The organism is Flavobacterium lacustre (genome assembly GCF_027474525.2).
GTDB classification, from domain to species: domain Bacteria; phylum Bacteroidota; class Bacteroidia; order Flavobacteriales; family Flavobacteriaceae; genus Flavobacterium; species Flavobacterium lacustre.
Genome location: NZ_CP114882.2, coordinates 332,987 through 347,899 on the forward strand (window position 1 = coordinate 332,987; position 14,913 = coordinate 347,899).

General features: G+C 34.4%; 13 protein-coding genes and 2 tRNA genes. 11 read left to right on the forward strand and 4 right to left on the reverse strand.

Annotated elements, in window-relative coordinates; all coding sequences use genetic code 11:
- Nucleotides 1-166: 166 nt before the first annotated feature.
- From O6P34_RS01655 to O6P34_RS01690, 8 genes are all read left to right on the forward strand, one after another.
- Nucleotides 167-1,144, forward strand: coding sequence for a M23 family metallopeptidase (locus tag O6P34_RS01655; RefSeq protein WP_269685598.1), 978 nt, complete (start codon nucleotides 167-169; stop codon nucleotides 1,142-1,144).
- Nucleotides 1,144-1,476, forward strand: a complete 333-nt coding sequence (locus O6P34_RS01660; RefSeq protein ID WP_269685599.1) for a MerR family transcriptional regulator — start codon at nucleotides 1,144-1,146, stop codon at nucleotides 1,474-1,476. Before O6P34_RS01655 ends, O6P34_RS01660 begins: the two co-directional genes overlap by 1 nt.
- Before the next feature lie 12 nt (nucleotides 1,477-1,488).
- A complete protein-coding gene (locus O6P34_RS01665) occupies nucleotides 1,489-2,070 on the forward strand; it encodes a LemA family protein (protein WP_269685600.1) in 582 nt (193 codons plus the stop codon).
- A 94-nt stretch (nucleotides 2,071-2,164) separates the two neighbouring features.
- Nucleotides 2,165-2,602, forward strand: coding sequence for a TPM domain-containing protein (locus O6P34_RS01670; RefSeq protein WP_269685601.1), 438 nt, complete (start codon nucleotides 2,165-2,167; stop codon nucleotides 2,600-2,602).
- Nucleotides 2,602-3,402, forward strand: coding sequence for a TPM domain-containing protein (locus tag O6P34_RS01675; protein ID WP_269685602.1), 801 nt, complete (start codon nucleotides 2,602-2,604; stop codon nucleotides 3,400-3,402). Before O6P34_RS01670 ends, O6P34_RS01675 begins: the two co-directional genes overlap by 1 nt.
- Before the next feature lie 146 nt (nucleotides 3,403-3,548).
- Nucleotides 3,549-3,962 carry an RrF2 family transcriptional regulator gene (locus O6P34_RS01680; protein WP_269685603.1) on the forward strand — a complete coding sequence of 138 codons (414 nt, stop codon included), beginning with the start codon at nucleotides 3,549-3,551 and terminating at the stop codon, nucleotides 3,960-3,962.
- 246 nt (nucleotides 3,963-4,208) lie between these two features.
- On the forward strand, nucleotides 4,209-6,764 hold the full coding sequence (locus O6P34_RS01685) for a TonB-dependent receptor (RefSeq protein WP_269685604.1): 2,556 nt from the start codon (nucleotides 4,209-4,211) through the stop codon (nucleotides 6,762-6,764).
- A 178-nt stretch (nucleotides 6,765-6,942) separates the two neighbouring features.
- Nucleotides 6,943-7,683 (forward strand): DUF2490 domain-containing protein, encoded by a 741-nt coding sequence (locus tag O6P34_RS01690; RefSeq protein ID WP_269685605.1) that lies wholly within the window; start codon nucleotides 6,943-6,945, stop codon nucleotides 7,681-7,683.
- A 35-nt stretch (nucleotides 7,684-7,718) separates the two neighbouring features.
- On the opposite strand, the gene der is transcribed toward O6P34_RS01690, so the two are convergent.
- Nucleotides 7,719-9,029 carry a ribosome biogenesis GTPase Der gene (gene der / locus O6P34_RS01695; RefSeq protein WP_269685606.1) on the reverse strand — a complete coding sequence of 437 codons (1,311 nt, stop codon included), beginning with the start codon at nucleotides 9,027-9,029 and terminating at the stop codon, nucleotides 7,719-7,721.
- A gap of 108 nt (nucleotides 9,030-9,137) precedes the next feature.
- On the opposite strand from der, the gene O6P34_RS01700 reads away from it, so the two are divergent.
- Complete coding sequence (locus tag O6P34_RS01700; RefSeq protein WP_269685607.1) at nucleotides 9,138-9,635, forward strand: hypothetical protein; 498 nt, start codon at nucleotides 9,138-9,140, stop codon at nucleotides 9,633-9,635.
- Nucleotides 9,636-9,796: 161 nt separating this feature from the next.
- Here O6P34_RS01700 and era read toward each other — a convergent pair whose 3' ends face one another.
- Nucleotides 9,797-10,678, reverse strand: a complete 882-nt coding sequence (era, locus tag O6P34_RS01705) for a GTPase Era (RefSeq protein WP_269685608.1) — start codon at nucleotides 10,676-10,678, stop codon at nucleotides 9,797-9,799.
- A gap of 117 nt (nucleotides 10,679-10,795) precedes the next feature.
- Here era and O6P34_RS01710 point away from each other — a divergent pair.
- Both O6P34_RS01710 and O6P34_RS01715 read left to right on the forward strand, forming a co-directional pair.
- A tRNA-Met gene (locus O6P34_RS01710) sits at nucleotides 10,796-10,868 on the forward strand.
- A gap of 32 nt (nucleotides 10,869-10,900) precedes the next feature.
- A tRNA-Met gene (locus tag O6P34_RS01715) sits at nucleotides 10,901-10,973 on the forward strand.
- Nucleotides 10,974-11,372: 399 nt separating this feature from the next.
- Here O6P34_RS01715 and O6P34_RS01720 read toward each other — a convergent pair.
- Both O6P34_RS01720 and O6P34_RS01725 read right to left on the reverse strand, forming a co-directional pair.
- The gene (locus tag O6P34_RS01720; protein ID WP_269685609.1) at nucleotides 11,373-12,539 is read right to left on the reverse strand and encodes an MFS transporter; all 1,167 of its coding nucleotides are present in this window, start codon (nucleotides 12,537-12,539) and stop codon (nucleotides 11,373-11,375) included.
- 10 nt (nucleotides 12,540-12,549) lie between these two features.
- Nucleotides 12,550-14,904 carry a GH92 family glycosyl hydrolase gene (locus O6P34_RS01725; RefSeq protein WP_269685610.1) on the reverse strand — a complete coding sequence of 785 codons (2,355 nt, stop codon included), beginning with the start codon at nucleotides 14,902-14,904 and terminating at the stop codon, nucleotides 12,550-12,552.
- Between the last annotated feature and the right edge of the window lie 9 nt (nucleotides 14,905-14,913).

Sequence of the window (14,913 nt, forward strand, 5' to 3'; positions counted from 1 at the left end):
GCTGGCTCATTAGAAAAAAAGATTTATAAACGAGAACTTGTAACGAATAGCTGGAATAGGCACATTATTTTATTTATTATTGAAAAAAGCATGCAACAAATGAAACATTTATTAAATTTGTTCGTCTAACACTTTTACAGTGTGCAAAAATAGGGTATTTTAAAATATGTCGAAAGTAAAATATTATTACGATTCCGAAAATTTAGCGTATCGAAAAATAATTACACGAAAAACAAAGAAATTTGGTTTCGCTGCCTTGTTTTTATTGGCTTCGGCTTTGTTTGGATTCATCTGTTTTATTGTTTTGTTAAACACTCCTTATTTTGAAACTCCAAAAGATCGATTGCAAGCACGTGAAATTGACAATTTGAAATTGAATTATGCTATTTTGGAAAAAAAAATGGATCAGCTTGATGCTGTTTTAGAAGACATTGAAGATCGGGATAATAATTTGTACCGCGTTTATTTTAATACAGCGGCAATTGCAAAAGAGGAACGCAAATCCGGTTTTTCTGGCGACAACAGATATGTAGCGTTACAAGGATATGACAATTCGCAACTGGTAATTAATACCACCAAAAGAGTAGATATATTGAGTAAGGAATTGGCCATTCAATCAAAATCATTGGATGCCATTTTAAAATTAGCAGAAGCAAAAAATGACTTATTAGCAGCTATTCCTGCCATTCAGCCAGTACGAAACGAAAATTTAAAACGCATGGCATCTGGTTTTGGATACCGTTCTGATCCTTTTACAAAAGCGCGAAAAATGCATGAAGGCATGGATTTTACAGCAAAAACGGGAACTCCTATTTTTGCGACAGGTGATGGAGTGGTGTCGAAAGCTGATAATACAGTGTCAGGTTTTGGAAATCATATTGTAATTCGGCATGGATTTGGATACGAAACTTTATATGCCCATTTGAGCAAATACAAAGCCCGAGCGGGACAACGTGTGAAACGAGGCGACATTATAGGATATATAGGAAGTACCGGGAGATCGGAAGGGCCGCATTTACATTATGAAGTACATAAAGATGGAAAAGTGGTGAATCCGCTTAATTTTTATTACGGAAATATTTCGGCAATTGAGTATGTTGCTATTTCGAAATTGGCTAACCAAGAAAATCAATCATTAGACTAATGCATATAGAATTATCCGCAGAGAAAAGATATTACAGTATAGGCGAAGTGGCCAAAGCATTTGATGTAAACGCTTCCTTGATTCGTTTTTGGGACAATGAATTTGATATTCTGAAACCAAAAAAGAATGCCAAAGGAAACCGTATGTTTACGCCGGAAGATATCAAGAATTTACAATTGATTTTTCATCTGGTAAAAGAAAGAGGTTTTACGCTGGAAGGTGCCAAAACCCATTTAAAAGAAGGACAAAAAAAGACGTTAGATAAATTTGAGATTATCAGCAAACTGGAATCAATACGAGTACAATTAACAAATATTAAAAATCAACTTTAAAATTAAATAAACATGAAAAGATTTTTGCCTTGGATTATCGGAATTGGATTAGTCATTATCGTTGCTTTTTGGGTGATGGGCTTAAAAAATACTGCCTTAAAACACAACCAAGCAGTAGGAAAAGAGTGGGGAAATGTTGATGCTGCTTACCAAAGAAGAAATGATTTGATTGGTAATCTTGTTAATACGGTCAAAGGTGCAGCTGATTTTGAAAAAAGCACACTGACTGCTGTAATTGAAGCCAGAGCAAAAGCGACATCAGTAACGGTAGACCCAACAAACATTTCACCGGAGCAATTAACTCAATTTCAACAAGCACAATCTGGATTATCATCTTCATTGTCACGATTATTAGTGAGTGTTGAAAGATATCCTGAATTAAAAGCGAACGCCAATTTCTTGAAATTACAAGACGAATTAGCCAGCACAGAAAATCAGATTTTAACCGCCAGAACGCGTTTTAACGAATCGGTTGAAATCTATAATGGTTATGTTTTAGGAATGCCACAAAGCTTTTTCTTAGGTAGTTATAAAGAAAAACCATTTTTCAAATCTGTTGAAGGAGCTGATAAACCCGTTGAAGTAAAATTCTAAAAAAACAACCCTAAAGTTCACAAAGCCATTACCAGAATCACTAAAAGTGACTACTGAAAACTTTGTGAACTTTATGGTTAATAAAAATAAAAGTATGTCAAAAGTAGAAAATTTTTTAACCCAAGAAGAAGAACAAGAAATTGTTGAAGCTATTCGCGTGGCCGAAAAAAACACTTCTGGCGAGATTAGAATTCACATCGAAAAATCAACTTCTAAAATTCCTTACGAAAGGGCTTTGGAAGTTTTTCATGAATTAAAAATGGATGAAACACAGCTCCAAAATGGAGTTTTGATTTATCTTGCTGTTGCCGATAAGACTTTTGCAATTTGCGGCGACAAAGGAATAAATGATGTTGTCCCTGCTGATTTTTGGGACTGCACCCGTGATGCTATGGTCATACAATTTAAACAAAATCAATACAAACAAGGACTTGTTGATGGAATTTTGAAAGCAGGAGAACAACTGAAAAAACATTTTCCTTGGGCATCAGATGACACTAACGAATTATCAAACGAAATCTCAAAAGGATAATGATCGTACTACAAAAAAATACCCGAATATTCCTGAAATTAATTGTTTGTTTATGCTTTACACAAATTGGTTTTGCACAATTTACTATTCCTGAAAAACCAAGTTTTCAGACTTCGGTATATGATTATGCCAAGGTTTTAAGCGAAACTGAAAAAGCACAATTAGAAGAAAAACTCATCAAATATTCTGATTCTACGACCACTCAAATTGTAGTAATCACTATTGAAAGCCTAAAGAATGAAGACATTGGGATTTTGACTCCAAAATGGGCACAACAATGGGGAATTGGCGGAACAGAACAAAATGACAATGGGGTTCTTATTTTATTGGCTAAAGCCGAAAGAAAAATATGGATTTCACCCGGATATGGACTTGAAGATCGATTGACCGCTGGAATAGGTGGTGAAATTACCCGAAATATTATCATTCCGGAATTTAAAGCTGGAAGTTACTACAAAGGATTAGACAAAGGAACCGATGCTATTATTGATGTTTTTAAAGGAAAATACAAAGGAGAACGCAAACAGGCAAAGGGAAAAGACTTTCCAATTTTACCACTTATAGTCATTGTTGTTATCCTATTAATCCTTATATCTAAAAATAAAAAAGGCGGTGGAAACTCCGGTAATTCTGGCGGAGGCGGTCCAAGTTTACTGGACGTAATCATTTTAAGCAACCTTGGAAGAGGCAGCGGAGGTGGATTTGGAGGTTCTTCGGGAGGAGGATTTGGTGGAGGCGGTTTTGGTGGAGGATTTGGCGGAGGAGGTTTCTCAGGCGGCGGATCTGGAGGAAATTGGTAATTATCACCGACCATCAAAGTCAAAAATTAGAGTTCCTTTTAAATTAGAAATAAAAATAGTTTATATTTGTTTTCATTTCGTTAACTAACACATTACGAATGCGCCTAATTTAAACCTTAGTTTCAATTAACAAATTAATCCAACTAATGCTTTCACATAAAACCAAATACGCTCTTAAAGCATTATTATATTTAGCACAGCAAGAAGAAGGGCATATTGCCAGAACTATCGAAATTGCGGAGGGAGCTAATATTCCCAAAAAGTTTTTAGAACAAATCTTATTGGATCTAAAGAGAGGTCATTTTGTAGGCAGTAAACAAGGAAAATACGGCGGTTATTATCTCATAAAATCAAAAAACACCATCACATTAGCCGATATTCATCGATTATTTGACGGTGCAATTGCCTTATTACCTTGTGCTTCTTTAAATTTTTATGAACCTTGTTTGGATTGCAAAACAGAGTCTGAATGCGCATTAAGACACGGATTAATAGCCATTAGAGAAAAAACTTTGGCTGCAATGGAAGGCATTACTATTGCTTCATTAGTAGAAAAATAAAATATTTATCTTAATACTCTATTACTTTAATAGAATTTATATATATTTGCATTCGAATTTAACGCACTATTAACAATCTAAAATTTAGACGTATGAAAACGTATCGAAGTAAGTCATTTGTATCTAATGCACTATCTCAAAAGAAAAATCTAATTACCATTGAAAAACAAAGCAATAAAATAATGTGCATGTGTTAGTTAAAAAATTTGATTTTAATTCTACTAATTACATATATCATACATAACAATGAAGACATTACTAAACAAAAACTTTATAACGACCTTATTTTTATTTTCTATTTCGTTTTTATTTGCACAAAATAAAATAGAGGGAATCGTAACCAACGCTCAAAACACACCCTTACAAGGAGCAACTATTTTGATTAAAGAAACAAAACGCAACACAAATTCTGATTCAGAAGGAAAATTTACTTTAGAAGTTCCTAATCCATTGCCACTTACAATTGAAATACAACTAGAAGGATATCAAACGGAAACTATTGTAGTTTCTGAAAAATTAAATATTCCATTAGAAATAAAACTTAACGAAGAAAATAAACTGGTTGAAGTTGTTATTACATCTAGAAGAAGGATAGAAAAAATACAAAATGTACCTATTCCGATATCAGTAGTAAGCGGAAAACGAGCTGAAGAAGCAGGAGCATTTAATCCAAATCGTTTAAAAGAATTGATCCCATCAGTACAATTATATTCATCTAACGGACGAAATACAACTCTTAACATCCGTGGTTTAGGTTCTTCTTTTGGACTAACTAATGACGGAATTGACCCCGGAGTTGGCTTTTATGTAGATGGTGTTTATTATGCAAGACCTGCAGCAACAGCAATTGACTTTGTGGACATTGAACGTATTGAAGTACTTCGTGGACCACAAGGAACACTTTTTGGAAAAAATACTACAGCAGGAGCATTTAACATCACGACAAGAGCCCCAAGTTTTACATCTGGAGCAAGCTTTGAAACAAGCTATGGAAATTATAATTACATTCAGGCTAAAGCTTCTATTACAGGACCTATCAGTAAAAATTTAGCAGCTAGAGTTTCCTTTTCAGGAACTCAAAGAGACGGAACAGTTTTCAATACAACAACATTAAAACCAACAAACTCATTGAATAATGTAGGTTTTAGAGCTCAGTTACTTTATACCCCATCTGAAAACGTAAATATTACTTTTGCAGGAGATAATGCACGCCAAAGACCAGACGGAAATGCAACAGTTGTAGCTGGAGTTGTAAAAACAAAACGTGCTGCTTATCGTCAGTTTGATGCCATCATTGCCGACCTAGGTTATAAATTACCTACAACAAATCCATTTGACAGAATAACGGACGCGGATGCCCCTTTACGCGTTAACAATGATTTTGGAGGTGCTTCGATTAATGTTGACGCCAAAATTGGAAAAGGAACGCTTACCTCAACTTCTGCTTGGCGTTATTGGATTTGGGATCCAACAAATGACAGAGACTTTATTGGTTTACCAGTATTAACAAAATCTCAAGGAAACTCAAGACATGATCAATGGACACAAGAAATTCGTTATGCAGGAGAGTTTTCTAAAAAATTAAGTGGTGTTTTTGGTGTGTTTTTGATTGACCAAGATTTAACTTCTGACCCTGTTCAAACCGAAGAATCAGGTTCCGCACAATGGAGATTTGCTCAAAACACAACTTCAGAATTATGGAAAACTCCTGGATTATTTGACGGTTTTGGAACAAAAACTACTTCAAGACTTAAAACTTTAGGTGCAGCAGTATTTAGCCAAGTGGATTGGTCAATTACAGAAAATTTACATTTATTGCCAGGTCTTCGTTTCAACTACGACAAAAAAGATGTGGATTATAAACGCGAAACATATGGCGGATTACAAACAACCGATCCTGCTTTATTAGCCTTAAAAAATGCACTTTATACCAATCAGGCTTTCAACTTTAGCGTAAATGAAAACAACTTTTCGGGACAAGTGACTTTAGCCTATAAGCCCACTAAATCTGTAAACACATTTGCTACTTTTGCCAATAGCTACAAACCAGTTGGAGTCAACTTAGGAGGTTTACCAACGGCAAGTGGTGTAACATTGATTGAATTAGCCAGAGTTAAACCTGAATATGTGACGCACTATGAAATTGGGGTAAAAACAAAACCATCTTCTCAATCCATATTAAATATTACTCTTTACAATACTGATATTAAAGACTATCAAACACAAGTTCAAACGGCTGAAGTTGGTGTTAACAGAGGTTATTTAGCCAATGCTGAAAAAGTAAGAGTAAAAGGGGTTGAAGTCGAAGGAAGTTTAAGAGCAAGTAGTCATTTCGCATTTAACGGAGCGCTTTCTTATACTGACGGAAAATATGTATCCTTCAAAAATGCCCCTGTCCCATTGGAAGAAACTGGAGGAGCATCCGCTTTCAAAGACGTTTCAGGTGGGGATTTACCTGGGATTTCAAAGTGGTCCGGTTCGCTTGGTGGAGAATACAATACATCAGGTAAATTCTTAGATTTAAAAGGAAATTATTTTATTGCTCTAGATTCTTATGCGCGTTCAACATTTTCTTCAAGCGCTTCGCCATCGCAATATTTAAACATTGAAGGTTACGCATTATTGAATGCCAGAGTTGGTTTCCGTGCTGCTAATGGACTATCCGTTTTAATATGGGGACGCAATGTATTGAATAAAGATTACTTTGAACAATTATTACCTGCTGCTGGAAATGCCGGACACTATTCGGCTGTATTGGGAGATCCAAGTACGTATGGTATAACTTTGAAATATACTTTATAGAAAATTATAAAAGAAACTTTTTTAAAAAAAGAGCCTTCAAATTAAGTTTTGAGGGTTCTTTTTTTTAGATTCAAATGAAGTACTGACTGGTTTTAAATATTTCAAACCATAAAAAATAAATTAATCCTATCGTTTTTATAGCGTTTGTTTAAATTTGCAAAAATTTGAATAAATTTTCATGAAAATTACACCCATACTTTTTATATTCATCGGATGCTTTTTTTCCTATGGACAAACCGAAAAAAATGTAGATCATCAAAGCATACTTTGGACACGGTACTATAACCAATTAACGATTAATGACAAATGGTCTTTGCATTCTGAATTTGATAATCGAGCATTCTTAAAGCCAATCACCCAAAATCTATATGTGATACGTGTACAAGGACGATATAAAATCAATGAAACTTTAGAAACTGGAACTGGATTCAACTATTTCTCTGTCGCCACACAAGATCCTGAAGCTACAACAGATTTTAACACTCCCGAATACCGTGGACAACAAGACATTACCTGGAAACAAAATTTAGGCAAAATCACCTTAAATCAACGGTTTCAAGTAGAAGAACGATTCATTCACAATGCCAATAAAACAGAACTACTTCCCGGAACTACTTTTTCATGGAGATTTAGATATCGAATGCAAGGTGATTATACTTTTTGGAAAGCAGAAAACCGATTTTTAAAAGCAATTGTTTCAGATGAAATTCTGATAAATGCAGGAAAAAGCATAATCAAAAATACTTTTGATCAAAATAGAGTATACACAGCTTTACAATATGGAGCTAATAAAAACATTGTTTTAGAGCTGGGCTATTTAAATAGTTTTCAACAAAGAGCCAGTGGAATTGATTTTTTCAATCGTGACATTATCCGATTTAGTTTTATTCATAAAATAAAACTGAACAAGAAAGTTTAAACCAAAAAAAGTCCCGATTACTCGGGACTTTTTTTTTATTTTTCTCTAATATAAATATCTATTGGCACTCCTGAAAAGTCCCAGTTTTCTCTGATTTTATTTTCCAAATAGCGCTTGTAAGGCTCTTTAACATATTGTGGCATATTAGCAAAAAACACAAATTGTGGTGTTGGTGTTGGTAACTGCATACAATATTTAATTTTCACATATTTCCCTTTGGTTGCTGGCGGAGGATACGCTTCAATCACTTTCAACATAAACTCATTGAATTTTGAAGTAGCAATATGTTGCTTTCTATTTTCAAAAACTTGAACGGTAGCTTCCAAAGCTTTCAACAAACGTTGTTTAGTCAAAGCAGAAACAAAAAGAATAGGCACATCTGTAAATGGCATTAATTCTTCTCTAATTTTAGCTTCGTAATCACGAGTTGACATGGTATCTTTTTCGACCAAATCCCATTTATTTACAAGAATTACAACACCTTTTCGGTTTTTCTCGGCTAACCAAAAAATACTTTGGTCCTGCCCTTCAAATCCACGAGTAGCATCAATAATCAAGATACAAATATCCGAATGTTCAATCGCACGAACCGAACGCATTACTGAATAAAACTCTAGATCTTCTTTTACTTTCGCTTTACGACGAATTCCCGCAGTATCCACCAAGTTAAATTCAAAACCAAAACGATCAAATTTAGTATCAATAGCATCACGCGTAGTTCCGGCAATATCCGTAACTATGTATCTATCTTTACCAATTAAGGCATTAATGAAACTTGATTTTCCGGCATTAGGACGACCTACAACCGCAAAGCGAGGTAAAACTACTTCTTCTTGAGTTGGTTCTGGTTTTATAGGAAAAGCATCAATCAATGCATCCAACAAATCTCCTGTACCACTTCCCGAAATACTGGCAAACGTAAAATATTCTCCTAAACCAAGGTTATAAAACTCAATTGCATCTTTCTCACGCATCGCATTATCTACCTTATTTACAGCAAGTAAAACAGGCTTAGTCACTTTACGTAACAATCTCGCAACGGCGTCATCCATTGGTGTTATACCTTCTTCAACATCCACCACAAAAATAATAACATCAGCTTCATCGATAGCCAATTCTACTTGTTTACGAATTTCGCCTTCAAAGACGTCATCCGATCCACGCACATATCCACCGGTATCAATTACAGAAAACTCTTTTCCGTTCCACTCGCTTTTACCGTAGTTTCTATCTCTGGTAACCCCAGAAACCGAATCCACAATAGCTTCTCTTCTTTGTATCAGCCTATTAAAAAGGGTTGATTTCCCTACATTAGGTCTTCCTACTATCGCAACAATATTGTTCATAATCCTAAATTCAAATATTTTGCAAAGGTAGTGTTTAAAACCATGACTATCAATTTTTTTGCTATATTAGCTAATCGTTACTTTTTTTATACTTATAAGTTTCCTCTTATGAATACTACAAATGACATCCGACTTCGACTTCGTTTTTATAAAGATCTCAATGAAAACGTTGATGCATTACGCCAAAAGTTCGAAAAATACACCACCATAAACTCCAGTGATTACTTCGTAAAAATAAGGGGTTATCACATCTGGCTAAACATCAAAGGCACTAAAAAAGCCTATTGGTCACCACATTTGCATTTAGAATTAGAACCAAAAAGCACTACCGAAACCCACATCCGGGGACTATTTGGCCCAGACCCAACTTTATGGACCTTCTTCATGTTTTTGCACTTTATGATAGGAGGAACTTTTTTAATTTTTTGCGGAATCGCTTATTCGGATTATGTCTTGAAATCACCCGTTCGAAACGACCTTATCGTTATGACTTTAATGGTAATTGCCTGGATTTTACTTTACTTTATTGCCAAACAAATCAGAAGCAACGGCCATCAACAAATGAATGATTTAGAAGCCTTATTTCTAGAAATAATAGCATCCTGATTATTTTCGGGAGCTATTTCCTGCTATCCGTTCTATCTTTTGCGCCGAACGCCGGCACAAAAGGATGCCACTTCTATCAGGGCTAAAAAAAAAATCAGACAGCAGCATCAGTAAAACCGATCACCTCTATCTGAAATTTATTATTTAAATCCGTAGTTTAACTATTGATTATAACCAAAACGCTTTAACATATTTGCGTTACTTCTCCAGTTTTTATTTACTTTCACGTACAATTCGATATGAATTTGCTTTCCAAAAAATTTCTCTAAATCAGCACGAGAATCCATTCCTACTTTCTTCAAAGCAGCCCCTTTATGCCCGATAATGATTCCTTTTTGAGTATCACGTTCTACCATAATCAACGAACGAATGCGAATAATATTCTCATCTTCAAAAAATTCTTCGGTTACAATTTCAACCGCATACGGAATTTCTTTACTGTAATTCAATAATATTTTTTCACGAATAGTCTCATTTACAAAGAAACGTTCCGGTTTATCCGTCAATTGATCTTTCGGATAATACGCTGGAGATTCCGGTAACAATTCGATTATTCTTTGAAAAACTTCAGGAACATTAAAATTCTGCAACGCAGATATTGGATAAATTTCCGCATTTGGAACTTTGGCAGTCCAAAACGCCACTTGGGTTTCTAATTGTTCTTGGTTTGAATTATCAATTTTGTTCAATAGCAACAAAACTGGAATTTTTGAATGGATGATTTTATTAAAGAAAGCTTCATCTTTCAATTCTTGTTCACCAATTTCGACCATGTAAATCAAAATATCCGCATCTTCAAAAGCAGACTTTACAAAATTCATCATCGATTCCTGCATTTCATAAGCAGGTTTAATGATTCCCGGAGTATCGGATAAGATTAATTGAAAATCTTCTCCATTTACAATTCCAAGGATTCTATGACGCGTTGTTTGTGCTTTTGACGTAATAATTGATAATCTTTCTCCAACAAAGGCATTCATTAGAGTTGATTTCCCAACATTTGGATTTCCTATGATGTTTACAAAACCTGCTTTATGTGACATTTCTATACTAATTTATCGTGCAAAGGTAGACATATCAAGTCAATAGACGAAATAAAACATTTTTTAAAATTTTCATTGAATTTGTGAAATTTCGTTGTACATTTGCACCCGAAACAACGCGGGATAGAGCAGTAGGCAGCTCGTCGGGCTCATAACCCGAAGGTCACAGGTTCGAGTCCTGTTCCCGCTACTAAGAATTTTATTGAAATTACAAACGCACATCGCGGGATAGAGCAGTAGGCAGCTCGTCGGGCTCATAACCCGAAGGTCACAGGTTCGAGTCCTGTTCCCGCTACTAAGGATAACCCATCAACATTTTGATGGGTTTTTTCATTTAAGGTAATTAAATATCTTACGCTCATCGTTTCTTGATATAAGGATTCCACTTAGTTGCAGCTTAGCTATAATAAGAAATACTTGGAACGGCAGTACATTCGTTTTTTTGAACAAAAAGAAATAATATCGTAAAGAGCATTAGTGACATTAAGAATTCTTTTTTCATTTTATAGAAGATAATAAAAGCTATAAAAATTCACTTTTAAAGATTTGATTTATATAAACGATAAATGTGAAAAAGCAGCAACATTAAAAGAAAACAAAAAAAACACTATTCAATTACAATTGAGTAGTGTTTTTTTTTAAGAATATTTAATTCTCAGTTTTTTTGGTCTATAGTAAAATACTATTTCATGAATCAATTTGCAGCGGAAGAAGAGCCTAACTTAAAAGAACAGAATAACAAATAGCTACCACAAATTAATAATATTAGTATTGATCCTTGTTGGGAACCTAAAGCGTCAGTTGCAAAACCCATTAAAGGCGGAAAAATTGCACCTCCTGCAACACCCGTTATCATTAAACCTGATATTTCATTAGTTGCTAAAGGTTTTGATTTAATCGCAAGGGTATAAATGACAGCGAAAATACTAGACGAAGCAAAAGCGACAACACTTACCAAAATCAAAATCATTATTTGACTTTGAACAAATAACAAACCTACAAGTGCCATTGCCACCACTATCATATTCACTTTAAAAAAAGATTTTTCTGAAAACTTTGACAAAAGTAAAACTCCAAAAACTGTACCTATAGTTCGTGCTGCAAAATACCAACTTGATCCATACGTAGCAGCTTCTTTAGCGAGTCCTACTCTTTCAATTAATAATTTTGGAGTTACGGTATTCATACCTACATCTAAACCTACCATACATAAAATCCCTAAAAAAGACAATAAAATATTTTTATCTTGTAATAATCCAATTGTTTTTCTAAAACTTGCTGTTTGTTTTTCTAGGACTGTTTCTTCAATCTTTGTAAAAAATAACCAAACTAACGACAAAGAAGTTATAGCTGTATAGACATAAAAACTTTTTTCCCATGAGCCATAATGCAAAGAAAAATAACCTACAATTAATGGTCCTGTAAATGATGATATTGCTTTGACAAACTGTCCTCCTGTTATAAAACTCGTGAGTTGTTTACCACTTACCACATCAGTTATCAAAGGGTTTAGTGAGACTTGTAAAATCGTATTACCTATACCTAGAAGGATAAAGGTAATATAACAGTTGGTCTCTGTAAAAGATATCATAGGAATTAATGTAGCAATTAAAGTGCATGCTAAACCTAATAAAACAAGGTTTTTTCTCCCGTATTTATCCATAGCAAGTGCGGCAGGAATGGATAGAATAAAAAACCATAGAAAAACAAGAGATGGTAAAAACCCCGCTTGTGTTTCACTCCAATTAAACTGAGATTGGGCATAAGTAACCGAGATTCCCACAAGGTCGCAGAAACCCATAATAAAAAACCCAAACAAAATAGGAAGAAGTTTTATAAATGTAGATTGTTGATTTTTCATGTTTATTTTCTTAATTAGACCACTTACTACTTGGTTTATCACCTACATTCATTTTCAAAATTCCTCCTCTGGTAATATCTTTTAGGTCAATAGATAACTTATCTAGGTTTTTCCCGTTTAGATTAACATCTTCCAGATATACATTGGTTTTTGAATTGTTAGTAATATTAATTACAAAATCTTTACGTCCTGATTTTTTTGCCTGTTTGATAGTAACTTTATCAAATAATGGACTTCCTATCTGAAAGGAAGGATTAACATCTGTTAGCCCTTTAACATCAAATAAACCTATGGATGACATTACGTACCATGCTCCCAACTGACCTTGATCTTCATCTTGTCCATATCCATATCCATGAATTCCCTCAGTACCGTAAAATTCATCGCATATTGCATGTACCCATTTTTGGGTCAAATACGGTTTCCCAGAAAAATTAAACAACCATGAAATGTGTAAATTTGGCTGATTTCCATGATTATAAAATCCTGATAATCCTGCAAAAGCATCAATTGTAGTTCCGCCTCCAAAAACATTTTTTTGTGATTTTTCGAAAATATTTTCCAGTCTGTCATTAAAAACATCTTTCCCTAAAGTTGCCACCAATCCAGGAACATTATGAGGAACATAAAACGTATATTGCCATGCATTTCCTTCTTGAAAACCTCTCCATGGTTGCGATGGATTAAAATTATCTACAAATTTACCATCAGCATGTTTAGGTCTGATAAATTTGGTTTCTTTATCATACAATAATTTCCAACCTTCTGATAATTTGATCAATTTTTCGTAATCATTCGTTTTACCTAAAGCTTTTGCAAATTGCGCTACAGCATAAGCACTATAGGAATATTCTAAAGTGTGAGAAGCTGAAAATCCAGAACCATTACCATTAGTATCAAAACCAATATTGTCAATCTGAGGAGAGTAACCCAATTCTACAAATTGTTTAACATCCATTTTACCAGCTCCTTCTATTCTTCCTCTCCATTCCAATTCATTTTTCAAAGCCGCTTCATATCCTTTTTCAACATCAAAATTACGAATTCCACTATTATAAGCTGATGCGATAGCAAGTCCTGTAAAATTAGTACCTACACCCGAAACATACTTACTATTAGCAATACCATCACCTAACCAACCTGCGTCTTTATAAACCAACAATTGCGCTTGAACCCAATCAGCATAATACTCAGGATACGCTAAAGACCATAATTGAGTTAAATTCCAAAATCCACCCCAAATAGCATCGGTATTATAATAATGATGTTGAGGCTTTCCTTTACTATCCAAAGGTATTTGACCAACTTTCCCATTGTTCATTGGATAAGCTCCATTTACATCACTTCCTAAACCACGTCCAAGTAAGGCATGGTATAATCCTGTATAGAACTTAACTTTATCCTCTTTATTTTTTCCTTCTACTGTTATTCTTCCCAGATATTCATTCCATGTAAGACCACTTTGTTTTCTGGCTTTGTCGAAGTTTAGTTTTTTAGCCTCAGCATCTAGGTTTAAACGAGCATTAGCAATAGAAGTATAAGATAATCCAATTTTTACAGTAATAGCTTCGTTTTCAGTAGTATTAAAGGTTAAATAAGCACCTGAACCTTCACCTTCGATTGCTACGTCTCCTGAACGAGTTTCTTTTTTATTAAATGTTCCAAAAGCAATTGGTTTCTTATCTAAAACAGCCGAAAAATACATCGCAACATCAGCACCTGACTGATACTTTTTAACGTATTCTGGTATCGTTATAACATAGCCTTCTATCCTACCATCTTTGGTAATTGTGACTTTAGATTCTTTAACAGCCCCACTTTCTCCTTGTCTGTTTCCAATATCAAAAATGATATTAGACTGTGACGATTTTGGAAACGTATAACGTTGAAAACCAACTCTTTTTGTTGCTGTAAGTTCAGCTTTAACATTATAGTCTTTTAATAATACTGAATAATACCCTGCAGTAGCATATTCATCCTTACGATCAAATCTAGATCTATATCCTTCGTCTGGATTTTCTAGACTTCCCGGACTGGTTTGTAACTTTCCAACAGATGGCGCTAGAACAATACCTCCTATCTGAAATTCGTGTAAACAGGCAAATCCTTCAATTGAAGTATCTCTATCATCATATCCAGTAGCTTCCCAACCTTGTACATTTCCTATATGTCCATTTGTCGAAGGCCCTAGTTTAGCCAAGCCAAATGGCATTGAGGCTGGAGTATAAAAAAACCAACGGCTATGCGCTGTACCAATATTAGGGTCAACATAGTCTGATAGTTTTTTATTTGCTTTCTGCCCCATTATAGAAGTAGAGGTAAGACCTATGAAGGCCGAAAATACTAAGATTACTATTTTATTCATATTTAAAAG

Bases quoted from the DNA above. Each gene is read 5' to 3' on its own strand.
- O6P34_RS01655 (WP_269685598.1), top strand. From the start codon at position 167: ATGTCGAAAGTAAAATATTATTACGATTCCGAAAATTTAGCGTATCGA.
- O6P34_RS01660 (WP_269685599.1), top strand. From the start codon at position 1,144: ATGCATATAGAATTATCCGCAGAGAAAAGATATTACAGTATAGGCGAA.
- O6P34_RS01665 (WP_269685600.1), top strand. From the start codon at position 1,489: ATGAAAAGATTTTTGCCTTGGATTATCGGAATTGGATTAGTCATTATC.
- O6P34_RS01670 (WP_269685601.1), top strand. From the start codon at position 2,165: ATGTCAAAAGTAGAAAATTTTTTAACCCAAGAAGAAGAACAAGAAATT.
- O6P34_RS01675 (WP_269685602.1), top strand. From the start codon at position 2,602: ATGATCGTACTACAAAAAAATACCCGAATATTCCTGAAATTAATTGTT.
- O6P34_RS01680 (WP_269685603.1), top strand. From the start codon at position 3,549: ATGCTTTCACATAAAACCAAATACGCTCTTAAAGCATTATTATATTTA.
- O6P34_RS01685 (WP_269685604.1), top strand. From the start codon at position 4,209: ATGAAGACATTACTAAACAAAAACTTTATAACGACCTTATTTTTATTT.
- O6P34_RS01690 (WP_269685605.1), top strand. From the start codon at position 6,943: ATGAAAATTACACCCATACTTTTTATATTCATCGGATGCTTTTTTTCC.
- der (WP_269685606.1), bottom strand. From the start codon at position 9,029: ATGAACAATATTGTTGCGATAGTAGGAAGACCTAATGTAGGGAAATCA.
- O6P34_RS01700 (WP_269685607.1), top strand. From the start codon at position 9,138: ATGAATACTACAAATGACATCCGACTTCGACTTCGTTTTTATAAAGAT.
- era (WP_269685608.1), bottom strand. From the start codon at position 10,678: ATGTCACATAAAGCAGGTTTTGTAAACATCATAGGAAATCCAAATGTT.
- O6P34_RS01720 (WP_269685609.1), bottom strand. From the start codon at position 12,539: ATGAAAAATCAACAATCTACATTTATAAAACTTCTTCCTATTTTGTTT.
- O6P34_RS01725 (WP_269685610.1), bottom strand. From the start codon at position 14,904: ATGAATAAAATAGTAATCTTAGTATTTTCGGCCTTCATAGGTCTTACC.